Source organism: Methylobacterium sp. EM32 (assembly GCF_040593685.1).
In the GTDB taxonomy this organism is placed as follows: domain Bacteria; phylum Pseudomonadota; class Alphaproteobacteria; order Rhizobiales; family Beijerinckiaceae; genus Methylobacterium.
Genome location: NZ_JBEXZS010000197.1, coordinates 22,982 through 48,071, shown reverse-complemented (window position 1 = coordinate 48,071; position 25,090 = coordinate 22,982). Strand labels below are relative to the sequence as shown.

The 25,090-nt window shown below is 71.5% G+C and carries 21 protein-coding genes; 13 read left to right on the top strand and 8 right to left on the bottom strand.

Annotated features, from left to right (window positions below):
• Positions 1-16: 16 nt before the first annotated feature.
• From ABZT49_RS26615 to ABZT49_RS26600, 4 genes are read right to left on the bottom strand one after another with little or no spacing between them, the layout of a single operon-like run.
• Entirely contained in the window at positions 17-1,693 is a 1,677-nt protein-coding gene (locus ABZT49_RS26615; protein WP_355290574.1) for a SpoIIE family protein phosphatase, read from the bottom strand.
• Positions 1,690-2,631: a GGDEF domain-containing protein gene (locus ABZT49_RS26610; protein WP_355290572.1), complete on the bottom strand. Its 942-nt coding sequence runs from the start codon at positions 2,629-2,631 to the stop codon at positions 1,690-1,692. The genes ABZT49_RS26615 and ABZT49_RS26610 overlap by 4 nt, the downstream gene beginning before the upstream one ends.
• Positions 2,628-3,014 (bottom strand): DUF1987 domain-containing protein, encoded by a 387-nt coding sequence (locus tag ABZT49_RS26605; protein ID WP_355290570.1) that lies wholly within the window; start codon positions 3,012-3,014, stop codon positions 2,628-2,630. The genes ABZT49_RS26610 and ABZT49_RS26605 overlap by 4 nt, the downstream gene beginning before the upstream one ends.
• Before the next feature lie 11 nt (positions 3,015-3,025).
• Positions 3,026-3,580, bottom strand: coding sequence for a SiaB family protein kinase (locus ABZT49_RS26600; RefSeq protein WP_355290568.1), 555 nt, complete (start codon positions 3,578-3,580; stop codon positions 3,026-3,028).
• A 461-nt stretch (positions 3,581-4,041) separates the two neighbouring features.
• Between ABZT49_RS26600 and ABZT49_RS26595 the strand changes: the two genes are divergently transcribed.
• The 12 genes from ABZT49_RS26595 (at position 4,042) to ABZT49_RS26540 (ending at position 15,456) form a co-directional block, all read left to right on the top strand.
• Complete coding sequence (locus ABZT49_RS26595) at positions 4,042-4,545, top strand: universal stress protein (protein WP_355290566.1); 504 nt, start codon at positions 4,042-4,044, stop codon at positions 4,543-4,545.
• 135 nt (positions 4,546-4,680) lie between these two features.
• Positions 4,681-5,247, top strand: a complete 567-nt coding sequence (locus ABZT49_RS26590; RefSeq protein ID WP_093567869.1) for a NifU family protein — start codon at positions 4,681-4,683, stop codon at positions 5,245-5,247.
• Between the two features lie 249 nt (positions 5,248-5,496).
• On the top strand, positions 5,497-6,195 hold the full coding sequence (gene tsaB, locus ABZT49_RS26585) for a tRNA (adenosine(37)-N6)-threonylcarbamoyltransferase complex dimerization subunit type 1 TsaB (RefSeq protein ID WP_355290563.1): 699 nt from the start codon (positions 5,497-5,499) through the stop codon (positions 6,193-6,195).
• An 11-nt stretch (positions 6,196-6,206) separates the two neighbouring features.
• Positions 6,207-6,689, top strand: coding sequence for a GNAT family N-acetyltransferase (locus ABZT49_RS26580; RefSeq protein WP_355290562.1), 483 nt, complete (start codon positions 6,207-6,209; stop codon positions 6,687-6,689).
• 117 nt (positions 6,690-6,806) lie between these two features.
• On the top strand, positions 6,807-7,676 hold the full coding sequence (locus tag ABZT49_RS26575; RefSeq protein ID WP_355290560.1) for a lysophospholipid acyltransferase family protein: 870 nt from the start codon (positions 6,807-6,809) through the stop codon (positions 7,674-7,676).
• Between the two features lie 69 nt (positions 7,677-7,745).
• Positions 7,746-9,137, top strand: a complete 1,392-nt coding sequence (gene miaB / locus ABZT49_RS26570; protein ID WP_355290558.1) for a tRNA (N6-isopentenyl adenosine(37)-C2)-methylthiotransferase MiaB — start codon at positions 7,746-7,748, stop codon at positions 9,135-9,137.
• An 11-nt stretch (positions 9,138-9,148) separates the two neighbouring features.
• Positions 9,149-10,279 carry a PhoH family protein gene (locus ABZT49_RS26565; RefSeq protein ID WP_355290556.1) on the top strand — a complete coding sequence of 377 codons (1,131 nt, stop codon included), beginning with the start codon at positions 9,149-9,151 and terminating at the stop codon, positions 10,277-10,279.
• Complete coding sequence (gene ybeY, locus ABZT49_RS26560) at positions 10,276-10,764, top strand: rRNA maturation RNase YbeY (protein ID WP_355290554.1); 489 nt, start codon at positions 10,276-10,278, stop codon at positions 10,762-10,764. The genes ABZT49_RS26565 and ybeY overlap by 4 nt, the downstream gene beginning before the upstream one ends.
• A 33-nt stretch (positions 10,765-10,797) precedes the next feature.
• Complete coding sequence (locus tag ABZT49_RS26555) at positions 10,798-11,835, top strand: hemolysin family protein (protein ID WP_355290552.1); 1,038 nt, start codon at positions 10,798-10,800, stop codon at positions 11,833-11,835.
• 156 nt (positions 11,836-11,991) lie between these two features.
• Positions 11,992-13,692, top strand: coding sequence for an apolipoprotein N-acyltransferase (gene lnt / locus ABZT49_RS26550; protein ID WP_355290550.1), 1,701 nt, complete (start codon positions 11,992-11,994; stop codon positions 13,690-13,692).
• On the top strand, positions 13,689-14,111 hold the full coding sequence (locus ABZT49_RS26545) for a helix-turn-helix transcriptional regulator (RefSeq protein WP_355290548.1): 423 nt from the start codon (positions 13,689-13,691) through the stop codon (positions 14,109-14,111). Before lnt ends, ABZT49_RS26545 begins: the two co-directional genes overlap by 4 nt.
• 124 nt (positions 14,112-14,235) lie before the next feature.
• A complete protein-coding gene (locus tag ABZT49_RS26540; RefSeq protein ID WP_355290546.1) occupies positions 14,236-15,456 on the top strand; it encodes an MFS transporter in 1,221 nt (406 codons plus the stop codon).
• A 238-nt stretch (positions 15,457-15,694) separates the two neighbouring features.
• Here ABZT49_RS26540 and ABZT49_RS26535 read toward each other — a convergent pair whose 3' ends face one another.
• From ABZT49_RS26535 to ccrA, 3 genes are all read right to left on the bottom strand, one after another.
• Positions 15,695-16,891 (bottom strand): lytic murein transglycosylase, encoded by a 1,197-nt coding sequence (locus tag ABZT49_RS26535; protein ID WP_355290544.1) that lies wholly within the window; start codon positions 16,889-16,891, stop codon positions 15,695-15,697.
• A 175-nt stretch (positions 16,892-17,066) separates the two neighbouring features.
• Positions 17,067-17,669 carry a 3-isopropylmalate dehydratase small subunit gene (leuD, locus tag ABZT49_RS26530; protein ID WP_355290542.1) on the bottom strand — a complete coding sequence of 201 codons (603 nt, stop codon included), beginning with the start codon at positions 17,667-17,669 and terminating at the stop codon, positions 17,067-17,069.
• A gap of 157 nt (positions 17,670-17,826) precedes the next feature.
• Entirely contained in the window at positions 17,827-19,122 is a 1,296-nt protein-coding gene (ccrA, locus tag ABZT49_RS26525; RefSeq protein ID WP_355290540.1) for a crotonyl-CoA carboxylase/reductase, read from the bottom strand.
• Positions 19,123-19,324: 202 nt separating this feature from the next.
• Here ccrA and ABZT49_RS26520 point away from each other — a divergent pair, with 202 nt between their 5' ends.
• On the top strand, positions 19,325-21,343 hold the full coding sequence (locus ABZT49_RS26520) for a protein meaA (RefSeq protein ID WP_355290538.1): 2,019 nt from the start codon (positions 19,325-19,327) through the stop codon (positions 21,341-21,343).
• Positions 21,344-21,755: 412 nt separating this feature from the next.
• On the opposite strand, the gene ABZT49_RS26515 is transcribed toward ABZT49_RS26520, so the two are convergent.
• Positions 21,756-24,896, bottom strand: coding sequence for an autotransporter domain-containing protein (locus tag ABZT49_RS26515; RefSeq protein ID WP_355290536.1), 3,141 nt, complete (start codon positions 24,894-24,896; stop codon positions 21,756-21,758).
• Positions 24,897-25,090: the final 194 nt, after the last annotated feature.

The window sequence follows — 25,090 nt, the reverse complement described above, 5'->3', positions numbered from 1 at the left end:
CGGTTCCCCGCCTCGGTCACCCGAGCGTCGGCCGGAACGCCACCAGCGCCATGTCGTCCCGGCGCGGCTCGGGCCCGCGATGGACGGCGAGCGCCGCCTCCAGGGCCGCCACCTGCCCGGCGAGGGGCAGATCCCGGTGCTTTCCCAAAATCTCCGCGACGCCGCGATAGCCGAGGAGCCGCCGGGACGCCCCGCCCATCTGGTCGCTGACTCCGTCGGTCATCAGGAAGAAAGTCGGGGAACCGCAAAGCGGAATCTCCACCGCGGCGAGCGGCTCCTCCCGCCCGGTGCGCCGGTAGCCCAGCCCGTGGCGCCGACCCTTGATCCGAGAGGTCTCACCGTCGGCCAGCACCGTCAGGGCGAGGCCGGCGCCGGCGAAGTGCACGACCCCACTCGGCCGGTCGATCACGCAGATCCCGCAATCGAGCCCGTCATCCGACCCGTCGGGCGCGCTCGTCTCTTGCCGCAACTCTTGCCGCAGCCGCGCCCGCACCACGCCGTCGAGGGCAGCGAGAATCTCGTCCGGACGGCGCAAGCGCTGGTCGTGCAGGATCCGGTCGAGGGCGGTCGCGACGATCAGGGTCAGGAAGGCGCCGGGCACGCCGTGGCCGGTGCAATCGGCCACCACCACGATGCCGAGGCCGTCGATCTCCTCGATCCAGTAGTAATCGCCGCCGACGACGTGCAGCGGCTCCCACAACACCGCGACCTCCAGGCCGGCCCCGCGCAGGGCGGCGGGCCCCGGCAGCACCGCCTGCTGGATGCGGCGGGCGTAGCCGAGGCTCTCCATCACGAGGCCGTTCGCCTCGGCGAGGCGGGCATGGGTGCGCTCCAGCTCGGCCAGCAGGTGGCGGGCCTCGTCGCCGCTCTTCAGCCCCTCGACCATGCGGTTGAAGGCGGCGGAGATGTCGGCGATCTCGCGGCTCGGCCGCCGGCGGCCGGCGAGGTCGACCGTGATCCACTGTTTGTGCTCGACCTCGCCCATGGCGGCGAGGAGCCGGCGCAGGGGCGCCAGCACGTGGCGGCCGACCGCGAGCCGCAAGGAGAGGGCGAAGGCCAGGATCAGCGCCAGGCTGGCGCCGAGCACCATCACGAACTGCTTCTCGGCATTGGCCCGCAGGCCCTCCGCCGACAGGACCAAGGTCAGGCTGCCGGCGGGCTGGGCGGCCGCGCCGGGCTCGATCTCGGCCGAAACCTGGATGCGCTCGAAGTTGCGCCCCCGCGGCTCCTCGCCGAGCCGTCCGACGACGCCCCCCGCGGCGTCGCGCAAAAGGGCGAAGCGGAAGGCGGGATCGAGGGCGAGGGCCTGGAGCTGCGAGGCGTGGTCGCCGGTCCAGCCCGGCCGGGCCAGCGCCCGGGCGGTCATGTCCGCCATCATCTGGGCCCGCCCGCCTTCGATCCGGATCTGGTCGCCGTAATTGACCCAGGCGATCACCACCTGGGTCGCCAGCACCACGGCGGCGATCACCGGCGACAGGCGCAGGAACAGGGTATGGGCGAGGCCGTCGAGGTTGCGGCCCCGCGCCGCGCCCCGCAGGGCCCCGGGGCGCATCGTGTCGGCGCCGCCGTCCTGCGTCGTCGGCACCTCGGTGAAGCCGAGATCGGCGAGCGCATCGCCCCGGCGCAGCGGCCCGGCGCCGCGCAGGGAACCGCCGCGGCGGGGTGCTCCGTCCGCCAGAGGTTCGCCGCTCACCCCTGAGCCTCCGGGGAGGGGGCCCGCTCGATCCGGTTGCGGCCGCCGTGCTTGGCGGCGTAGAGGGCCGCGTCGGCCCGGCGCATCGCGGCTTCGAGGCTCTCCTCCGGCCCGGATGCGGCAAGGCCGATGCTGACCGTGATGCCGATCGGCCCGCCCTCGGTGGCGACCGGGTTCGCCGCGACCGCCGCGCGGATGCGCTCGGCGATCAGGGCCCCGTCCTCGGGCCCGGTCTCGACCAGGAGGATCGCGAATTCCTCGCCCCCGAGCCGCCCGACCGCGTCGAGGGAGCGCAGGGCCGAGCGGCAGGCCGCCACGAAGGCGACCAGCGCCGCGTCGCCGGCGGCGTGGCCGTTCCTGTCGTTGACGAGCTTGAACCGGTCGATGTCGAGCATCAGCAGGCAGGCCTGCTGCCCGGGGCGGCGCGGCCAGTCACGGGCGCAGACCTCCAGGAAGCGCCGCCGGGCGAGCGCCCCGGTCAGCGGGTCGGTGTCGGCGAGCCGGCGCAGCTCCGCCTCCAGGCGGGCGCTGGTCTCGATCTCGCCCGAGAGGGCCTCGTTGAGGGTCTGCAGGTCGCGCTGCTGCTCGGCGAGGCGCTTGTTGGCCTTCTGCAGGTCGGCCTGCATCCGGTCGCTCAGCCGCACCAGCCGGCGCTGCTCGCGATAGCCCCGGCGATAGGCTTCGGCCAGCACCTTCACCCCGTCCGCCACCGCGGCGAGCTGGGTCAGCATCACCTCGGTCCGGTCGAGGACGGCCTCCTCGTTGTCGAACAGGCTGAAGACGTTGGCCGGCGCGGCGCGCTTGCCGCCCTCGCTCCGCTTGCCGGCCTCGTCATGGTGCCTGTCGGGATGACCTTCTGCGGGCTCCGGGGGCGCGCCGCCGTCGGTCGTCGCGATCCGCCCGGTCGTGCGCCCGCCCTGGCCCGCCCTGGTCGTCATGCCGCCGTCTCCTGCACCATCTCGAACCGGGCATGCGAGAAATCTGCCGCAAAATCCTCGCCGGCCTCCGCGATGGTGTCGTCGCCCTCGGCGTAGAGCCAGCGGATCGTCACGTCGCGGCCCGCCTCGGCGGCGTCCTCGAGGGGCATGAACAGGTTCATCAAGGCCTTGGCGCTCGACGAGTTGAAGTACGACAGGGCGACGTCGAATGTCAGCGCGCCGCTCCCCTCGTCGAGGCAGGCGCGCAGGGCCTGGAGCAGCGGGCCGTAGAAGGCGGCGGCATCCTCGGGGTAGGATTCGCCGCGCAGGAGCAGGCGCCCGGCGGAGAAGTCGAAATCGACCAGCGGCGAGCGGCTGGTGGCGGGGATCTGGATCCGGTCCATGTCGCGGCGCCTCAGATGAAGGCCTTGAGGCAGAAGAACGCGCGGTCGTCGCCGCGCGCCTGGAAGTCGTACTCGACCGGGGCGCTCGAGCGCCGGGCGATCTCGATCAGCCCGATGCTGCCGCCGAGGCTGCCCTCGTCGGCGGGCTGGCGCAGCCGCTCGCGGTAATATTTCTTCAATTCGTCGCCCGACAGGCCGGCGATGTGGTCGAGCCGGGCGCGCAGGGTCGCGACGTGCTCGCCCGGGACCTCGTTGCCGCAGGCGACGAAGAAGCGCCCATTCTCGATCCCGACCACGATCAGGCCGGCGCTCACCATGCCGCCGGCGGGCGAGCCGTGCGGCACGAGCTTGTCGGCGGAGTAGCGGATGACGTTCTGGGCCTGCTCGACGAAGATCGAGAACACGCGCTTCGACACCGCCGCGTCGGTGTCGCCCTGCTGCATGCGCAGCTTCAGCACCTCGCCGAGGGAGAACAGCACGTTCTCGGACAAGTCGCCGCCGAACGACAGGATGATGCCGTTGCGCCGGGACGCCTCGTGGAACGCCAGGAAGTCAGTTGCGAGCACCGCTCTCTCCCGCCCGGGACATCACCGGCCCGAGGCCTTCGGCCCGGGCCGCCCGCATATCGGGGTGCGGACCCGCCGGACGCCATGTTAGCCCACAGAGGCTGACCAGAGTGTTACTGCGCCGGTCAAGGGAAGTCCCGCGCCGCGTCGAAGAAAAAATCATCGAGTGGTCGTCCGGACGCGATCTCCGGCCAGGATGCGCTGAAAAAATTCGCGATCTGCTTGCCGGTTGTGCAACCGAGGTCGATCCTGCCTCAGGGACAGGTCTCGGGCGAAGCGGTCGATCGGGGCGATAGCCGGATTCCCGTCGCGTGCGAAGTCCCGCCTTCTGGGATTTTTCGGTCGCCGATTCGTGCGGGCGGTACTGGTTGCCGCGCCCCGCATCCCCGCCCCGCATTCCTGTCCCACTTGCGGCGGGCCGGCCGCGCGGGCAGCATCGCGGCGGCGGAGCGCGTCCGGGCATGGTCGAGATCAAGCGGCGCCGGTCCTTCGAGGCCGGGCATCGGCTCAAGTTCATGGTGCTGGTCGACGAGACGCCGGAATGCGACCGCGCGGTGCATTTCGCCGTGCGCCGGGCGGCGCGGATCGGGGCCCGGGTGGTGATGCTGGCGGTGGCCGAGCCGCCCGAGACGATGGAGTGGCTCGGCGTCGGCGACGCGATGCGGGCCGAGGCCGAGGCCGAGACGGCCGCGCGCCTGGAGGCCCTGGCAGCCGCCGCGCGCCAGGCGGCGGGCGTCGATCCGGAGCTGGTGGTGCGCACCGGCGAGCGCGCCGACGCGATCCTGCGCCAGATCGAGGCCGACGAGGATATCGGCTTCCTCGTGCTCGCCGCCGCCCCCGGCAGCGACGGGCCTGGGCCGCTCGTCACCTCGATCGCCGGGCGCAGCGCCGGCAGCTTCCCGGTGCCGGTGGTGATCGTGCCCGGCGCCCTGAGCGAGGCGGAGATCACGGCGCTCGCCGGTTGAGCCCTCTGCTCCATTGAGCTTTCGCCGGTTCGGGTCCACATCTGCCGGCAGGCGCGAGGGGCCCTGGCTCAGGAACCCGCGCGCCGTTCCCGGCCGGCCTTGAACCGGCGCAGAGAACTATTTCGAGGATCACCGATGTTCATCCAGACCGAAGCCACCCCGAACCCCGCCACCCTGAAGTTCCTGCCCGGCAAGGTCGTCTTGTCCGACGGCACCTTCGAGGCGCGGGACGAGGGCGCCGCGGCCCGCTCGCCGCTCGCCCGCGCGCTGTTCGGCGTCGAGGGCGTCTCGGGCGTCTATCTCGGCCACGACTTCATCTCGGTGACCAAGGCCGAGGGCGAGCCCGGCTGGCCGCAGGTCAAGCCCGCGGTGCTCGGCGCCATCATGGAGCACTTCATGTCGGGGGCCCCGGTCCTCGAGGCCGGCCACGCTCCGGAGGAGGCGGCCGAGGAGTTCTTCGACGAGGCCGACGCCGACACGGTCGCCACGATCAAGGACCTGCTCGAGACCCGGGTGCGCCCGGCGGTGGCCGGCGACGGCGGCGACATCACCTTCCGGGGCTTTCGCGATGGCGTGGTCTTCCTGGAGATGAAGGGCGCCTGCTCGGGCTGCCCGTCCTCCACCGCCACCCTGCGCCAGGGCGTCCAGAACCTCTTCCGCCACTTCCTGCCGGACGTGCGCGAGGTCCAGGCGGTCTCGTGAGCCGGCACGGCGCCTGAAACGGCGCCGCTTTCCACCGTCGGCGGTTTCCCCGGCGGCGAGGGATGATCTAAAGGCTGAGCCGAACCGGGCCGCCCCGCCTGACGCGGGGTGGTCCTTCTTGTGTTAACCTGTGCGTGCCATGCTGGGATTCCAGCGGCGGGTCGGCGAACGACCCGGCGCGGCCGGCGGCACGGACCCGGCCGCGGCGTTCAAGACCCGCGGGCGGCGAGAGGGCGGAGCCTGACGGTGATGCGGATCCTGGCCATCGACACGGCGCTCGAGCGCTGCGCGGCCTGCATCATGGCGGACGATTCGCCCGAGCCCCTCGCCCAGGAGAGCATGGACCTCGCCCGCGGCCACGCCGAGGCGCTGCTGCCCCTCGTCGAACGGGTGACGGCCCGGGTCGAGGGCGGGTTCGAGAGCCTCGACCGGGTTGCCGTCACGGTCGGTCCCGGCTCCTATACCGGCCTGCGGGTCGGCCTCTCGGCCGCACGCGCCGTGGGCCTCGCCTGCGGCATCCCGGTCGTCGGCGTCACCACCCTGTCGTCCCTGCTGGCGCCCTTGCTCGCCGCCGAGGAGGATTACCTCGGCCAGGGCTACCTGCTCGCCGCCGCGATCGACGCCCGCCACGGCCACGTCTACTTTCAGGCCCTGAGCCAGGACGGCGGCATCGCCGTGCCGCCGACCCTGCTGCCGCTGGCGGACGCCGTGCGGCTCCTCGGGCCCGGCCCCGCGGCGCTCGCCGGCTCCGCCGCCCCGGCGCTCGCCGCCGCGGCGACGGGGCAGGGGCAGCGCGCCGTGGTGCCGCAGGGCCACATCGCCCCGCAGATCGCCTGGGTCGCCTCCCTCGGCCTCGTCGCCGACCCGGCCCACGCGCTCCCCCGTCCCCTCTACCTGCGCGGGCCGGACGCCCAGCCGCAGGACCATGCCCGCCTCGCCCGCCGCTGACGGAGACCCCGATGAAGTGGATGCCGTTCCGCTCCCCCCCGACCGCCCATGTCGCGCCCCTGCTCTCGGCCGACCGGGCCGGGGAGCTCGCGGCGCTCCACGCCACCGCCTTCGCGCGGCCCTGGGAGGCGGACGAGTTCGAGCGCATGCTGTGCGAGCGCGGTCACCTCGCCCACGCCCTGATGCTCGGCACGGTGATCGGCGGCTTCGTGCTCTCGCGTCAGGTGCTCGACGAGGCCGAGATCCTCACCATCGTGCTCGGGCCGGCCTCCCGCGGCGCGGGCCTGAGCCGCCAGCTCCTGCGCGCCCACCTCGTCGCCCTGGAGGATGCCGGCGTGCGCCGGGTCCATCTCGAGGTCGACGACGGCAACGCCCCGGCGCTGGCCCTGTATCACCGGCTCAAATTCACCGAGACCGGCCGCCGGGCGAGCTACTACGCCCGGCCCGACGGCAGCCGCGCCAACGCGATCATGATGCAGGCGGCGTTGGGGTAGGGGGCCCGGGCGGTGGACGCTCGTTGCCGGACTTGATATGCGGCGAAGGCCGCGCGGCCAGGACCGCGAGGCCTCCCAGACGCCCCCTTCCCGAGCCAAGCCCCCGCCGTCCGAACCATGACGTACCTCGTCGCCGGCCTGCGGCTCCTCGCCTACGCCCTCACTTTCGCGCTCCTCGCCGGGCCGCACTGGCTGGTCCTGAAGCTCGGGCGCAGCCATCTGGCCGGCCGCGCGCCGGCCTGGCTGCACCGGGTCTTCCTGCGCCTGTTCCAGATCCGCATCACCGTCACCGGCACGCCGCCGGCCCCGGGCGAGGCGGCGCTCGTCATCGCCAACCACATCTCCTGGCTCGACATCCCGGTACTGGGGGCGCTGCGCCCGCTCTCGTTCGTGGCGAAGTCCGAGATCGCCGGCTGGCCGGTGATCGGCACCCTCGCCCGGCTCCAGCGCACGGTGTTCATCGACCGCGCCCGCAAGCGCCACACCGCCGTGGTCAACACCGAGATGAGCCGGCGCCTGCGCGACGGCGAGCTGATCGTGCTGTTCGCCGAGGGCACGACCGGCGACGGCACCCGGCTCCTGCCGTTCCGCACCTCCCTCGTCGGCGCGGCGCGGGCGGCGATCACCGAGGGCGGGCTCGACCGGGTGCGGCTCCAGCCGCTCTGCATCGCCTATACGGGCCGCAACGGCCTGCCGCTGACCCGGGCCGAGCGCCCGGACATCGCCTGGTACGGCGACATGGAGCTCGGACCCAGCGTGAAGCTGTTCTTCGAACGCGGCCCGATCGACGTCCGGGTGGCCTGGGGCGAGCCGATCGCCTTCGCGGCCGGCACCGACCGCAAGGCCGCGACGGCGCGCGCCGAGGCCGCGGTGCGCCGCGCCCTCCAGGAGGCGGTGACCGGCCGCGCGCCCGTGCCCGAGCCCGCGGCCATCCCGCGCCCCGTGCACGAGGCGCCGCCTATTCTCATTCCGGCCGCGACGGCTTAAATGACGGGAGCGGTCCCCCGGGCCCGCCCCCGCCGCATCCGATCATCGTCATCCTCCAGGGCCGGTTCGTTGAAGAAAGCGTTCGTCAAATCCTACGGCTGCCAGATGAACGTCTACGACGCCTCCCGCATGGTCGACCTGCTCGGCCGCGAGGGCTTCGTCGAGACCGGTGCCGTCGAGGAGGCCGACGTCGTCGTCCTCAACACCTGCCACATCCGCGAGAAGGCGGCGGAGAAGGTCTATTCCGAGCTCGGCCGGCTGCGCGTCCTGAAGGGCGAGCGGGCGGAGGCCGGCCGTGACACCACGGTGGTGGTGGCGGGCTGCGTCGCGCAGGCCGAAGGGCGCGAGATCCTGAACCGCGCGCCGGGCGTCGACGTGGTGGTGGGCCCACAGAGCTACCACCGCCTGCCGCAACTGCTCGCGGCGTCCAAGGACGGCCGCGTCGTCGATACCGAATTCCCGGTCGAGGACAAGTTCGACCACCTGCCGCTGCGGCGCACCCCGGGCGTCTCGGCCTTCCTCACGGTGCAGGAGGGCTGCGACAAGTTCTGCGCCTTCTGCGTCGTGCCCTATACCCGCGGCGCCGAGGTCTCGCGCCCGGTGGAGAAGATCGTGGCGGAGGCCGAGCGCCTGGCCGCGGCGGGCGCCCGCGAGCTCACCCTGATCGGCCAGAACGTCAACGCCTATCACGGCGCGGGTCCTGACGGGCGCGACTGGACGCTCGGGGAACTGCTCCACCGCATCGCGGCGATCCCTGGCATCCTGCGCCTGCGCTACACCACCAGCCACCCGCGCGACATGGACGAGGCGCTGATCGCGGCCCATCGCGACCTGACGGCCCTGATGCCCTACCTGCACCTGCCGGTGCAGTCGGGCTCGGACCGGATCCTGCACGCGATGAACCGCAAGCACGACAGCGACACCTATCGCCGCATCATCGACCGGGTGCGGGCGGCGCGGCCCGACATCGCGCTCTCCTCCGACTTCATCGTCGGCTTCCCGGGCGAGACCGATGCCGACCACGCCGAGACGATGCGGCTGATCGCCGATATCGGCTTCGCCAGCGCCTTCTCGTTCAAGTACAGCCCGCGCCCCGGGACGCCGGCGGCGGAGAGCGACGACGCGGTGCCCGAAGCCGTCAAGAGCGCCCGGCTCGCCGAGCTGCAGGCGCTGCTGGAGCGCCAGCGCCAGGACTTCAACCACGCCACGGTAGGCAAGACCGTGCCTGTTCTGCTGGAGAAGCCGGGGCGGCATCCGGGCCAGGTCGCCGGCAAGTCGCCCTATCTCCAGGCGGTGCAGATCGACGGCGACGTTGCGGCGGTCGGCACCGTGATCCCGGTGCGGATCACCCGGGCCGGCTCGAACAGCCTGTTCGGCGAGGCGATCACCGAAGCTCCGGCAACCACGGCGACGAGCGCGGCCGCAACGACGGTCAATGCGGCCGCACCGGCCGCCGCGTGAGGAACGACAGGATGGCGACGGGAGAGGCGGGCGGGCGCGGGCCGAGAGGGCGCGACTCCGCGCGCGAGCGGGAACTCGCCCCGCGGGCGGTGGCGGGCCTGAGCGAGGCGGCCGAGATCGCCCTCACCTTCGACGACAACCGCCTGGCAAGCCTGGTCTTCGGCCAGTACGACCAGAACGTCGCCCATCTCGAGCGGCGGCTCGGCGTGGTGGCGACCGCGCTCGGCAACCACGTCGTGGTCAAGGGCCCGCCCGATTCGACCGAGCGGGCGCGCCGGGTGCTGGAGCTGCTCTACGCCCGCGTCCGCGACGGGGGCGGGACGCCGCTGACCCTCGGCGACGTCGACGGGGTGATCCAGGAATCCTCGCTCCAGGGCAACCTGTTCTCGCCGGCCGAGGCGCCGGCGAACGGCGAGCGGCCGTCCTTCGACCAGATCGCCACCCGCCGCCGCGGCGGCGTGCGGGCCCGCAACGCGGCGCAGGACGCCTACATCAAGGCGCTGCGCGCCCACGAGCTGGTCTTCGCCGAAGGCCCTGCCGGCACCGGCAAGACCTGGCTCGCCGTCGGCTACGCCGTCTCGCTCCTGGAGCAGGGCCATGCCGAGCGGCTGATCCTGTCGAGGCCCGCGGTCGAGGCCGGCGAGCGACTGGGCTTCCTGCCGGGCGACATGCGCGAGAAGGTTGATCCGTACCTGCGCCCGATCTACGATGCCCTCTACGACTTCATGGAGGCGCGCCACGTCGACCGCGGCCTCCAGACCGGCATGATCGAGATCGCGCCGCTCGCCTTCATGCGCGGGCGGACGCTGACCAACGCGGTGGTGCTCCTCGACGAGGCGCAGAACACCACCTCGATGCAGATGAAGATGTTCCTGACGCGGCTCGGCGAGAACTCGCGCATGATCGTCACCGGCGATCCGAGCCAGATCGACCTGCCGCCGGGCCAGAAATCCGGCCTCGTCGAGGCGGTGCGGATCCTCGACGGCGTCGAGGGCATCGGTCGGGTCACCTTCCGGGACGTCGACGTGGTGCGCCACGACCTGGTGCGCCGGATCGTCACGGCCTACGAATCGGACGCGCACGAGCATCGTGACGAGCCGACCCAGCGGCCGACGCCGCCGCGCCGGGGGCCGCTGCCGTGAGCGAGTTCGACAACGAGATCGACGTGGCAATCGAGGACGAGCGCTGGGAGACCGTCGCGCCCGACCTCGAAGGCTTCGTCGCGAAGGCCGTCGAGGCGGCGCTCGCGATCGTGCCGCCGGGCGGGCCGATCGAGATCAGCATCGTGCTGACCGACGATCCCGCGGTGCAGGAGCTGAACCGGACCTGGCGCGGCAAGGACAAGCCGACCAACGTGCTGTCCTTCCCCAACGAGCAGCCGCATGGCGGCGGCCCGCGCCTCCTCGGCGACGTGGTTCTTGCGTATGACACACTCCTGCGCGAGAGTGGGGAGCAGTCCAAGCCCCTCGACCACCACCTCGCCCATCTCGTGGTTCATGGCACGCTGCACCTCCTCGGTCACGACCACGAGCTCGGCGACGCCGAGGCCGACGCCATGGAGGCGTTGGAGGTCGCGGCCCTGCGGCGCCTCGGCGTGCCGGACCCGTATGGCGACGCGGCGGCCTAGGCCGCGGACGCCCTCACCCCAGACGCGAGAGACATGAGCAACGATCGAAGTCGCAGCGCCGCCGCGACCGCGCAGGCGATCCCGGAGGACGACAGTCCGGGGCGCGAACCCTGGTATGATCGCCTTCTGAACATCTTTCACCTGAAGCCGCGCGACGCCCAGCGCGACGGCCTCTCGGACGCCCTCGCCGAGATGCAGACCGGCGACCACCCGGTCTCCGCGGTCGAGCAGGCGATGCTCAAGAACGTGCTGAGCCTCCATCGGGTGCGGGTCGACGACGTCATGATCCCCCGGTCCGACGTGGTGGCGGTCTCGATCGACACCGCGCTCGGCGACCTGCTCAAGGTCTTCCGCGGCGCCGGCCATTCCCGCCTGCCGGTCTACGGCGAGAGCCTGGACGATCCCCGCGGCATGGTCCACATCCGCGACTTCGTCGACTACATGGCGAGCCGGGCCGAGGCCGGCGGCGACCGCCTGCCCGACCTCGCCGGGGTCGACCTCACGGCGACGCTGGCCACCACCCGCATCCTGCGGCCGGTGCTGTTCGTGCCGCCCTCGATGCCGGCGATCGACCTGCTCGCCCGGATGCAGGCGAGCCGCACCCACATGGCCCTCGTCATCGACGAGTATGGCGGCACCGACGGCTTGATCTCGATCGAGGACCTGATCGAGGTCGTGGTCGGCGACATCGAGGACGAGCACGACGTCGCCGAGACCCACCGCGTCCTCAAGGTCGACGGCGAGAGCGGGATCTTCGTCGCCGACGCCCGCGCCAGCCTCGACGACGTCGCCGAGGCGACCGGGGTCGATCTGGCGGCGGCGGTGGGGGAGGCGGCTGAGGAGGTCGACACCCTCGGCGGCCTGATCGTCACCCTCGCCGGCCGGGTCCCGGCTCGCGGCGAGGTCATCGCCGTGCCGGGCGATTTCGAGGTCGAGGTGCTGGATGCCGATCCGCGGCGCATCAAGCGCTTGCGCATGCATCGCGGCCTCGCCCGGCTCGAAGGACCGGGGACGCCGCTCGCCCTGCCGCCGCCCGGCGGCGAGGCCGTGCGGGCCGATTCCGCGGCCTGAGCCCGGCCTTGGCCTCGCTCGCGGTCGCGCGTCCCCGGCGGGCCGCGGGACCGACCACGCGGGCGGCCGGTGCCGGAGCGGCCATGATGTAGAAACAATGACCTGAGAGGAACGGGCCGCGCGGTTCCGCTCGGGTGCCGCTCACGAGCCCGCTTCATGCACGACACCGATACCGGCAGGGTGGCGCTCACCCTCCCGGCAGCGACCTTCGGCCTCGCGCCGCTCGCCCACCGCGTCGCCCTCACCGCCGGCTGGACCCGCCTTGCCCTGGCCTGGCTCGCCGGCGCCTGCGGGGCGCTGGCGATGCCGCCCTTCGGCTTCCTGCCCGCACTCTGCATCGCCCTGGTGCCGACGGTCTGGCTGCTCGACGGGGCGGCCACCGCCTCCTCGCGCCTGGGCCGGCGCGCCGGCACGGCGCTCGCCGCCGGCCTGATCGGCTGGGCCTGGGGCTTCGGCTATCTCACCGCCGGCCTGTGGTGGCTCGGCGCCGCCTTCCTGGTCGAGGCCGACCAGTTCGCCTACCTGATGCCGCTCGGCGTGCTCGGCCTGCCGGCGGTCCTGGGGCTGTTCTACGGCGCGGGCTTTTCCGCCGCCCGTCTCCTGTGGTCGCCGGGGCCGGGCCGGATCGCCGCGCTCGCCTTCGGGGTCGCCGGGGCCGAGTGGCTGCGCGGGCACCTGTTCACCGGTTTTCCCTGGAACGCGCTCGGCATGGCGCTCGGCCAGAACCTCTGGCTGATGCAGGCGGCCTCCGTCATCGGTCTCTACGGGCTCACCGTGCTGGCGGTCCTCTGCGCAGCGGCGCCCGCCACCCTCGCCGATGGCGGCGGAGGAGTTCGGCGATGGGGTCCGCCCGTCGGCGCCCTCCTCGTCCTCGCGGTCCTGGGCCTCGGCGGCGCGTTGCGCGTGCCGGCCGGGCCGATGCCGGAGGTGCCCGACGTGCGCCTGCGCCTCGTCCAGGCCAACATCCCGCAGGATGCCCGCTTCAACCCGCGCAATCGCGAGGGCATCCTCGAGCGCTACCTCGGCCTCAGCGACAGCGCCACCGCGCCGGACAGGCAGGGCCTCTCCGACGTCACCCACCTGATCTGGCCGGAATCCTCGTTCCCGTTCCTGATCCAGCGCGATCCGCAGGCGCTGCGGCGGATCGGGAGCGCGCTGCCGCCCGGCACGCTGCTCGTCACCGGCGCCGCGCGGGCCGACGAGCCGCTGCCCGGCGAGCGGCTGCACTTCTACAATTCGATCCTGATGATCGGGCAGGACGGTCTCGTCGGCGGGCGCTACGACAAGCTCCACCTCGTGCCGTTCGGCGAGTACCTGCCGGGACCGGTCGACAGCCTGCTGCGGGCGCTCGGTCTCAAGCAGTTCGTGGCGGTGCCGGGGGGCTTCACCGCGGGCGAGTCGCATGAGCGGCCGCCGCTCGCGGTGCCGGGCCTGCCGCCGGTGGCGCCCTCGATCTGCTATGAGGCGATCTTCCCCGGCGCCGTCGCCTCGCACCGGGAGCGGCCCGGCCTGCTCCTCAACGTCACCAACGACGGCTGGTTCGGCGACACGCCCGGCCCGCGCCAGCACTTCGCCCAGGCGCGCCTGCGCGCGGTGGAGGAAGGGATTCCTCTGGTGCGGGCTGCCAATACCGGGATCAGCGCGGTGGTCGATCCGTACGGCCGGGTGACGGGCATGTTGTCGGTCGGCACCGAGGGCGTCCTCGACCGCAACCTGCCAAGAAACCTTAGGGAAAGGACGACGTACGTACGTTTCGGCGATGTTTTTTTCACTATCATGCTCTTAGGGTGCGGGGTGATGGCCCTTGTGGCGCGCGTCCGGCGCGCGCCTGTCCCGCCCCGCGGAGCGTCGATGTGAAGAAGGCACCCGATCCGGTTGATCGTCATGTCGGGCACCGCGTGCGCGTCAGGCGGCTTCTCGTCGGCGTGAGCCAGGAGAAGCTGGGCGACGCCCTCGGCGTGACGTTCCAGCAGATCCAGAAATACGAGAAGGGGACCAACCGGATCAGCGCCAGCCGGCTGCGCCAGATCGCCGACATGCTCGGCGTGCCGGTGAGCTTCTTCTACGAAGGGGCGCCGCGCGCGGATGGCGGGCGCGAGGAGGGGGCCGCCGAGCCCGCCTCCGACATCGCCGCCCACGACGTGTTCTGGACGAGCCAGGACCTGCAATTGGTGCGCGCCTTCCAGCGCATCACCGACCACCAGGTGCGCCGGCGCATCATCAGCCTGGTCGAGGCGATCGGCACGAGCACCGCGCCGCCGGACGCCACCGAGTGACGGATCCGGCGGGCCGGGGTTGCAAAGGTTTCGCTGCCCACCCCGACGCCATCGCGATATGACCCTCCCGAACGCGCGCACAAGCGCGACGCACTCGCGCGGATGCGCGACGGGGAGGGACACCTTGCGGAGCATCGAACGGGAGCCCGGCGCCGGGATCGCGCAGCCGGAGCGGGCAGGGGCCGGCTTTTCCCCGGTCCTGATCGGCCTCGGGCTGATGCTGGTCGCCTTCAATCTCCGGCCCGCCCTGTCGAGCGTCGGCCCGCTCCTGCCCGGCATCCGGGCCGAGACCGGCCTCTCGGGCGCTCTCGCCGGGGCGCTGGTGACCCTGCCGGTCCTGTGCCTCGGGGTGTTCGGCCGCCTCGCACCGCTGCTGGTGCGGCGCATCGGGCCGGATGCCGGGGTGCTGGCGGCCCTAGTGGTGCTGGCGCTCGGCCTCGGCCTGCGCGGCCTCGGCGGAGTGCCCCTGCTCTTTCTCGGCTCGGTGGTCGCCGCCGCGGCGATCGGGATCGTCGGGGTGATCCTGCCCGGCATCGTCAAGCGCGACTTTCCCGACCGGGCCGGGCTCATGACCGGCCTCTACACGGCTCTGCTCTGCCTCGGCGCCGCCGCCGGGGCCGGCTTCACCGTGCCGGCGCGCCGCGCCCTCGACCTCGGCTGGGACGGGGCCCTGATGCTGTGGGCGGCCCCCGCCCTGGTGGCCGCCGCCGCCTGGCTGCCCTTCGTGCGCGGCCGGCCGCTGCCCTCCGCCTCGGCCGCGCGGCCGAGCGGCCGGCTCTGGCGCGACCCGCTGGCCTGGCAGGTCACCGCCTTCATGGGCCTGCAATCGTCGCTCGCCTACATTGTGTTCGGCTGGCTGCCCGCCGCCCTGGTCGACCGGGGCTTCGACCTCGTGACCGCCGGCCTCGTCGCCTCGGTCTCGGCGCTGGCGCAGGGCGCGCTCGCCCTCGTCGTGCCGACGCTCGCCGCGCGCCGGCCCGACCAGCGCCCCTGGGTGGTGCTGGTGATCAGCCTGCCGCTCGTCGGCTTCACCGGACTCCTGCTCGGGCCGCTGGCCTTGGCCTGGGGCTTCGCGCTGCTGCTCGGCCTCGGCCTCGGCGGCTGCTTCGGCCTTGCGCTCACGCTGATCGTGCTGCGGGCCGGCGATCCCCGCGCCGCGGCCGAGCTCTCCGCCATGGCGCAGGGCGTCGGCTACTGCTTCGCGGCCCTCGGGCCGTTCCTGGTCGGCATCGTGCACGATCTCAGCGGCGGCTGGGGCCTGCCGGCGGCGCTCTACGCGATCCTGTGCGTCTCGGCCGGAAGTTTCGGGCTGCTCGCTGCGCGGGACCGGACGGTGCGGATCTGACCGGCGACCCGGAAACGCCTAAGAAACGCTTCCGCTCCTCCCATCCACGACCTCATCCTGGGGTGCGAGCGTCAGCGAGCCTCGAAGGAGGGCTCCAGATATCGCAGAGACCTCTGGACCCCTCCTTCGAGGCTGCTACGCAGCACCTCAGGATGAGGTCGTGAGTGGGAGACATGGGCGAACCAGTCTCCACCTTCCCGTGTGCCGATGCACGAAGAGGGGAGACCGAATCGTCCCGTCAGTTGCGCACCAGTGCCTCGAGCACCTTCGCCCCGGGCCGTCCGGTCTGCGGCATGCCGAGGCGGCGCTCGATGTCCTTGATCGCCTCGCGGGTCTTGGCGCCGACCCGGCCGTCGGGCTCGCCGACGTCGTAGCCGCGGGCGGCGAGCGCGCTCTGGAGGCTGCGGCGCTCGGCGCGCGACAGGGGCGGGTCGTCGGTCGGCCAGGCGGTCTGGACGCCGGCCTTGCCGCGCAGGCGGTCGGACAGGACCGCGATGGCGAGGCCGTAGGATTCTGCAGCGTTGTAGGAGTAGATCGCGTCGAAGTTCTTGGTCACCAGGAAGGCCGGGCCATTGGCGCCAGCCGGTGCCAGGATGCCGACCGGCCCCTCGGCCGAGAGCGGCCGCCCGTCGAGCCGGGTGACGCCGAGGGAGGCCCAATGCGCCACCGGCTTCTTGTTCTTGCGCCCCGCCGCCGAGACGTTGAAGCCGGAGGGCAGCCGCACCTCGTAGCCCCAGGGCTGGCCGTTATGCCACTTGGCGACGCGCAGGAAGTTGGCGGTGGAGCCGACCGCGTCCGGCACCGAGTCGACCACGTCGCGCCGCCCGTCGCCGTCGAGGTCGACGGCGAGGCGGTGATAGGTGGTCGGCATGAACTGGGTCTGGCCGAAGGCGCCGGCCCAGGAGCCGGTCAGACGCTCGGGCGCGATGTCGCCCTTGGCGATGATCTTCAGGGTGGCGATGAGTTCGCTGCGGAAGAACTCGCGCCGGCGGGTGCCGCCGCAGGCGAGCGTCGCGAGCGACTGGACCAGCGGCATCTTGCCGAGGTTCTTGCCGAAATTCGATTCGACGCCCCACACCGCCGCGATGGTGTAGCGGTCGACGCCGTAACGCGACTCGGCCAGGGCGAGGGCGCTCGCGTGCTGGCGCATGGCGGCGCGGCCGTCATCGACCCGCTCGTCGTCGACGAGGGCGGCCATGTAGTCCCAGATCGGGGTCTTGAACTCGGGCTGGGCCTGCGACAGCTCGATCACCTTGTCGTCGAAGGTGATGCCGGCCGTGGCCGCCTGGAACGCCGCCGGCGAGACGCCGGCCGCTGCCGCATCCTGGCCGATCCCGGCGAGGCAGGAGCGGAAATCCGCCAAAGCCGCCTGCGGCAGGCCGATCCCGGCGAGGCAGAGCAGGGTGGCGGCCTTGAGGGTCGCGCGCCGCGTCATGAGCAAGAAGTCTCTCCCGTTTCGCCGATCCAAGCACCGGAATAGGGCGGCATCAGGGTTAAGGAAAACCTGACGGGATCGGCGATCGGAGGGGATTCGCCGCGGCGAACCGCCCTCCGACCTTGCGGGATTATCGGTCGAGCGTAGCCGTACGCTCCCTGACGGTGCCTTGACGTTACGCCCAGGGCCGCTCGGCAAGCTTTTGCTCGTAGGCGTCGATCGCCGGCGCCTTCTCGAGGGTCAGGCCGATGTCGTCGAGGCCGTTGATGAGGTTGTGCTTGCGGCCTGGATCGATGTCGAAGTGCAGGGTGCCGCCGTCCGGTCCCTTGATGACCTGGTTCTCGAGGTCGATCGTCAGCGTCGCGTTGGCGCCGCGATTGGCGTCGTCGAGGAGCTTCTCCAGGTCCTCAGGCGCCACCGTGATCAGCAGGATGCCGTTCTTGGCGCTGTTGTTGAAGAAGATATCGGCGAAGCTGGTCGAGATGATGCAGCGGATGCCGAAATCGGCCAAAGCCCACGGGGCGTGCTCGCGCGAGGAGCCGCAGCCGAAATTGTCGCCCGCCACCAGGATCTTGGCGTTGCGATAGGCCGGCTGGTTGAGCACGAAGTCGGGATTCTCCGAGCCGTCGTCGCGGTAGCGCATCTCGGAGAACAGGCCCTTGCCGAGGCCCGTGCGCTTGATCGTCTTGAGGTACTGCTTGGGGATGATGCGGTCGGTGTCGACGTTGACGATCGGCAGCGGCGCCGCGACGCCCTCCAGCACGGTGAACTTTTCCATGATTCGTGTCGTCCGAGCGTCGTTTCGTCCGAACTGACGCCGCGCGGGGAAAATCCCCGCGCGGCGTCAGTTCGGAGGTGTTCTAGCAAGTCGCCGGTGCGGCGGGAAGCGCGAGCCGCATCACCGCCACGCGGATCGCGTCATCGCGAGCGGGTCGCTATCGCGACCCCGACAGCTCCAGCACGTCGTCGAAGGTCCGCAGGCCCGGGCGCGGCGAGTTCACCAGCACCGCCATGTTGCCCGGCGCGTGCTGGTTCTTCCACATCTTGGTGTGGGCCTCCGGGATCTTGTCCCAGGGGAAGAGCTCGCTCATGCAGGGATCGACCCGGCGGTCGATGACGAACTGGTTGGCGGCGGCCGCCTGCTTCAGGTGGGCGAAGTGCGAGCCCTGGATGCGCTTCTGGCGCATCCAGACGTAGCGGGCGTCGAAGGTGATGTTGAAGCCGGTCGTGCCGGCGCAGAACACCACCATGCCGCCGCGCTTCACCACCAGGGCCGAGACCGGGAAGGTCGCCTCGCCCGGGTGCTCGAACACGATGTCGACGTCGTTGCCCTTGCCGGTGATGTCCCAGATCGCCTTGCCGAACTTGCGGGCTTCCTTGGTCCACTCGTTGAATTCGGGCGAGTTGACCTTGGGCAGCTGGCCCCAGCAGTTGAAGTCCTTGCGGTTGATGACGCCCTTGGCGCCGAGGCTCATGACGTAGTCACGCTTCGACTCGTCGGAGATCACCGCGATGGCGTTGGCGCCGGCCGCCGCGCAGAGCTGCACGCCGAACACGCCGAGGCCGCCCGAGGCGCCCCAGATCAGCACGTTCTGGCCCGGCTTGATCGTGTGCGGCGCGTGGCCGAACAGCATCCGGTACGCCGTGGCGAGGGTGAGCGTGTAGCAGGCGCTCTCCTCCCAGGTCAGGTGCTTGGGCCGGTGCATCAGCTGGCGCGACTGCACCCGGCAGAACTGGCCGAACGAGCCGTCCGGCGTCTCGTAGCCCCAAATGCGCTGGGACGGCGAGAACATCGGGTCGCCGCCGTTACATTCCTCGTCGTCGCCGTCGTCCTGGTTGCAGTGGACGATGACCTCGTCGCCCACCTTCCAGCGCTTCACCTTGGCGCCGACCGCCCAGACGATGCCCGAGGCGTCCGACCCGGCGACGTGGAAATCGGCCTTGTGGACGTCGAACGGCGAGATCGGCTCGCCGAGGCCCGCCCAGACGCCGTTGTAGTTGACGCCGGCAGCCATCACGAGGACGAGCACCTCGTCGTCGCCGATCGACCAGGTCGGCAGCACCTCGATCTGCATCGATTGTTCCGGCGGGCCGTGCCGTTCACGCCGGATCGCCCAGGCGTACATCTTCGACGGGACGTGGCCGAGCGGCGGGATCTCGCCAATCTCGTACAGGTCCTTCCGCTCCGGTCCACCCTTCGCAACCGGTTCCACCGCGGCGCTCGCTGCCATCGCGGACCCCTCCCTTGAAATGATGCACTGCACCGTGGATTCTAGCGTCGTTCCAGGGGGCCTCAATAGCCCTTTTGGCGGCGTGGCCTACTTGTGGGCCTTACGTCAAGGATGACGGTCAAGCCGGGTGTGGTTACCATCCTGTTTCGCGGCGGGCATCCGGGCCCGCGGGCGACGGGACGAGAGAGGGGCGAGGGCGCAGATGGGCGAACCGGACGTCAAGCGGGACAAGCCGTGGATCATCCGCACCTATGCGGGCCACTCGACGGCGGCGGAATCGAACGCGCTCTACCGCGGCAACCTCGCCAAGGGGCAGACCGGCCTGTCGGTCGCCTTCGACCTGCCGACGCAGACCGGCTACGACCCCGACCACGAGCTCGCCCGCGGCGAGGTCGGCAAGGTCGGCGTGTCGATCGCGCATCTCGGCGACATGCGGACCCTGTTCCAGGACATCCCGCTCGCCCAGATGAACACCTCGATGACGATCAACGCCACGGCCCCCTGGCTGCTGGCCTTGTATCTCGCGGTGGCGGAAGAGCAGGGCGCGCCGTTCTCGGCGCTGCAGGGCACGACGCAGAACGACATCATCAAGGAATACCTGTCGCGGGGCACCTACGTCTTCCCGCCGGGGCCGTCCCTGCGGCTCACCAAGGACGTGATCCTGTTCACGACGAGCCAGGTTCCGAAATGGAACCCGATGAACGTCTGCTCCTACCACCTGCAGGAGGCCGGGGCGACGCCGGTCCAGGAATTGTCCTACGCGCTGGCTGTGGCCATCGCGGTGCTCGACACGGTGCGGGACGACCCCGCCTTCGACGAGGCGAGCTTCGCCGATGTGGTCGGGCGCATCTCGTTCTTCGTGAATGCGGGGATGCGGTTCGTCACCGAGATCTGCAAGATGCGGGCGTTCTGCGATCTCTGGGACGAGATCACCCGCGACCGCTACGGCATCGACGATCCGAGGAAGCGCATCTTCCGCTACGGCGTCCAGGTGAATTCCTTGGGGCTCACCGAGCAGCAGCCGGAGAACAACGTCCATCGCATCCTGATCGAGATGCTGGCGGTCACCCTGTCGAAGCGGGCGCGGGCCCGCGCGGTGCAGCTGCCGGCCTGGAACGAGGCGCTCGGACTGCCGCGCCCGTGGGACCAGCAATGGTCGATGCGGATGCAGCAGATCCTCGCCTTCGAGACCGACCTTCTCGAATACGACGACATCTTCGACGGCTCGACCGCCATCGACGCCAAGGTCGAGGCCCTGAAAGCCGAGACCCGGGCGGAGCTGGCCCGGATCGGCGGGCTCGGCGGCGCGGTGACGGCGATCGAGACCGGCCTGATGAAGCGGGCTCTGGTCGAGTCGAACGCCAAGCGCATCGCGGCGATCGAGCGCGGCGAGCAGGTCGTGGTCGGCGTCAACAAGTTCCAGAACGGCGAGCCCTCGCCCCTCACCTCCGGCGACGGGGCGATCTTCACCGTCTCCGAGACGGTCGAGATGGAGGCGCAGACCCGCATCAAGGCCTGGCGCGCGCAGCGCGACGCGGCCGCGGTGGCGGCGGCACTCGACGCGCTCGAGGCCGCGGCGCGCGAGGGCCGCAACGTGATGCCGGCCTCGATCGCCTGCGCCAAGGTCGGGGTCACCACTGGTGAGTGGGGCGAGCGCCTGCGCCAGGTCTTCGGCGAGTACCGGGCACCCACCGGCGTGACGCCGGAGACCGTGACCTCGGGGGCGGCGGAGGAGGCGCGGCTGCTCATCGCCGATCTCGGCGAGCGCTTGGGCGAAGCGCCGAAGCTCGTCGTCGGCAAGCCCGGCCTCGACGGCCACTCGAACGGCGCCGAGCAGATCGCGCTCCGCGCCCGCGACGTCGGCTTCGACGTGACCTATGACGGCATCCGCCAGACCCCGGCCGAGATCGTCGCCAAGGCCCGCGAGCGCAACGCCCACATCATCGGCCTGTCGATCCTGTCGGGCTCGCATGTGCCGTTGGTGCGCGAGGTGCGGGCGCGCCTGCGCCAGGAAGGCCTCGACCACATTCCGGTCGTCGTCGGCGGCATCATCTCGTCCGAGGACGAATTGGTGCTGAAGAACATGGGGGTCGCGGCGATCTACACCCCGAAGGACTACGCCCTCGACACGATCATGGTCGGCCTCGCCAAGGTGGTCGAGCGCTCGATCGCCCGGCGCGAGGCGGAAGAGGCGGCGCCGCGGCGGGAAGAGGTGTTCTGAAGCGAGAGGGGTGTTCCCGGGGGAAGCGGCTTCCCCTGGGTACCTTCGGCGGCTCGGTGCGCGTGATCGCGCTCGTTGCGTGACGCCAGTACCTTTTTCCCAACCACAACCTCATCCTGAGGTGCCGGCCGATCGAAGATCGGCTGGCCTCGAAGGAGGCCTCCTTCGAGGCCGCTGCGCGGCACCTCAGGATGAGGTCGTGAGTGGGATAAGGTTTTGCCGATCGAGTCGACAGGCATTCCAGTGATACGAATTCCGGAAGATCCCTTCCGGAATTCGTATCACCAGCCCGCGCGGCAACTGAGCGAAGCCGAAATCCGCATTGCGAAGCAATCAATCGAAATTCGTATGAATTCAGCGGAAAGGCCCGCCGCCTCGTCCCCGAGGCGGCGGGCCTTTCCGTGTCACCGCATCAGAACCGGTACGTGAAGTTGCCCTTCACCGCATGGTCCTGCGCCCGCTCGCCGGCCTGGCCGGTATAGGACACGCCGAGGGTCGCCGCCGGGGAGAAGGCCCAGTCGATCCCGGCCTGCGCCACCACCGCGTCGCGGTTGATCGGCACGCCGGCGACCAGGAAGCCGGTCTGGCCGGCCCCGAAGGCGAGGAGGGCCTTCGGCACCACGTCGCCATAGGCCCGGCGCCAGCCGACGAGGCCGGTGAGAGTTACCGGCAGGTCGGCCGAGAGCCGGGTCGAGCCCCGCACGCCCACCGTCGTGGCGGCCAGATCGTTGTCGCGGCCGAGGCCGGAGAGGGCCGCCGGGCCGCCGCGCTCGGCGAAGGCGTCCTGGCCGATGCGGATCGCGGCCGCGCCGACGAAGGGCTCGATCACAGCCGCCCCGAAGGCCAGCCGGTAGCCGACCTCGCCGAAGACCTGCGCGGTGAGGCCGCCGTAGCGGGCGCTCAAGCCCTGCGCGAAGCCCGGCGCCAGGATGCTGCGCCGGAGCGACAGGCTGTTGCCGCCGGCCACGCCGCCGAAGCGGAAAGCCACTGGTCCGAGGGTCGTGCCGGCATAGAGGCCGCCGAAGCCGCTCTCGATCACGCCGGAGGCGGCGCGGCCGGTGATGTCGAGGCTGGTATTGGTGTAGCCACCGGCGACGCCGACGCGCCAGCCGCCGGGCAGCCCGCCGAGATCGAGCCGGGTGTCGGCGCCGAGCACGAAGCCGCTGATCTGCCGCGACAGCGAGGCGGCGTTGCCGTCGCTCCGGGTACGGCCGAAGGCGCCGAAGCCCTGGCCCCAGACAGCGTAGGGGCGCGGCTCAACGAGCTGCGCCGGCACCTGGACCGGCGGCGCGATCCGGCCCGGCAGGTCGGCGGAATAGGCCGCCGGCAGGCTCGGAGCGGAGAGGCCCGGGAAGACGGGAGCGTCGCCGAGGTCACCCCGGCGCAGCCGGTCGAGGATCGCCTCGCGGACGAAGAACGCGGTCTCGAACTGCGCCGTCACCGCGCTGGCATGGACCTCGCCCGACAGGGACGCGAAGGCGCTGCGGGCCGCCCCGGCATCGGTGTTGACCAGCACGGTCTCGTAGAGCGGGTTGCCAAAGCCCAGTCGCTCGATCGCCCCGCCCGTCGCCGCCTGGTTGCGGGTGGCGCCGATCGACGCGAAGGTCGTGGCGTTGCGCCCGAACGTCAGGCCGATGCTGTTCGGGTCGTAGTCGAGGCTCGCCCCGATGAAGGTGTAGCCCGGCGTCACGGCGTCGAAGCGGCCGGTGATCCCTTGGGCCGCCGACAGGATGGTGGTGCGCTGGCCGAGCAGCCCGCGCAAGGCTCCGGGGCTCAGGGGCGTGCCCGTCCCCTCGGCCGCGACCGTTACGGTGCCGCCGTCGATCAGCGCCGCGCCGGTGGCGCTGATGCGGTCGCTCACGCCCGGTGCCACCTCGACGGCGTAGAGCGAGCCTTGGGCAAAGCTGACATTGCCGGCGACGTTCAGCGTGCCGATGCTGTTGCCCGGCGCCACCGTGCCGCCCGCGCGGACAGCGAGCCCGCCGAGCGTGCCGGTGCCGCCCAGCGTGCCGCCGGCATTGACGGTGGCGGCCGAGGTGATCGAGCCGTTGACGGCGAGGAGCCCGCCATTGACCTCCGTCGCGCCCGTATAGGTGCTGGCGCCGGTGAGGATCAGCGCGCCGTTCCCGGCCTTGGTCAGCCCGCCCTGGTAGATGCGGGTGAGGAAGGCCTGATCGCGCGCCTCGCGGTAGGTGTATTCCACCTGCTGGTCGGACGTGGCGCCGGCCGGCAGGCCGTTGCTCCAGCCGCGGGCGGCCTTGTCCTGCAGCCAGGTCGCGTGCTCGGCCGAATCCTCCACCTGGCGCTGGCGCAAAGCCGCGTCCGAGATGTCGTTCGACCAGGTGTCGACCGTGCCGCCGGGCAGGGTGGCGGTGAAGCGGCCGAGGAACTGGCCCGGACCGTTCATCGCCCGGCCGAGGTCGATCTTGCCCCAGCCGAAGGTCTCGTTCGGCCGGTCGGCCGGGCCGCTGCCGAGATGGGTCGCGGTGGTAAGCAGCACGTCGCGTGCCTGCTCGTTGGTCATGTAGGGGAAGCGCTCCATCACCAGCGCCAGCGCGCCGGTGACGTGGGGCGCCGACATCGAGGTACCGCTCTTGTTGCCGTAGCCGGCCACTCCGGCGGTCGAGGTGACGGTGCTGAAGATGGTGCGGCCGGGCGCGGCGACGCACCAGTACTTGGCGAGGCCACAGCGGTTGAACGCCGTGCCGTCGTCGATGGTCAGGCCCGATGCGGCGATCCAGCGCGATTCGAGGTCGGGCTCGAAATAGGGCAGGGCGGCCCGCACCGTCGGGTTGTTCACCCCGGCATTGCCGGCGGCGAAGACCATGATCGTGCCGTATTGCCGGGTGGTCTCGGCCACCGCGTCGAGCCAGTCGGGCCGGCCCTGGAACTTGGCGTAGCCGGCCGCGACCCCCGCGATCGTGTTGTAGTTCTCGGAAGGAGGCGGGCTGCCCCAGGACGAGTTGATCGCCCGCGCCCCGGAGGCCGCCAGGTTGCCGTAGGCGGCCTTGAAGTAGGTGTAGTCCTGGTTGGCGCCGTAGATCGACGAATCGGTGGCGTTGGTGTTGGTGGCGAGCAGGGTCGCCCCGAAGGCGACGCCGTGCATGCCGGCGCCGTCGCGCCGCGCCACGATGGTGCCGTCGACATGGGTGCCGTGGTCGTCGTTGGTGCCGCGGATCCAGGTGCCCGGCACCGAGAACGGGGTACCGGCCGAGAACAGGTCGCTGCGCACGCCCGCGGCGGTCTCGTAGCGGTAGCCGTTCGCCAGGTAGGTGCCCTGGACCGTCAGCGGCGTCACCTGCCCGACGAATTCCGGATGGGTGGCGAGGAAGCCGGAATCGACCGAGCCGACCACGACGCCGCGGCCGGTGATGCCACGGGCATAAGCCTGGTCGGCCCGCATCGAGGTCAGGCCCCAATCGGCGAGATATTCCGGCGTCCGCCAGCTCGCGGCGTCGCCGACGCGCCCCGGATCCTGGGTGCCGGACGACTGCGCCAGAGCTGCGTAAGAGATCGTCGAGCAGAGGAGCGAGATCAGGCCGCGCGCGGCCATCACCTTGCGTCTCGACGTTGACTGCATTTGCATCAAATTGCCTCGATCTGGCCGCGATTTGTGGCGACTTCTTCTTCAAGGACGACGCACCTGGGCGCCGACAACGATGCTAGCCGCGAAAAAGCCCGATTGGGGACGCGGATGTTTCGCAATCGTGTATTTCCCGCGCGTCGTGGCAGAAACGTCACGAAACC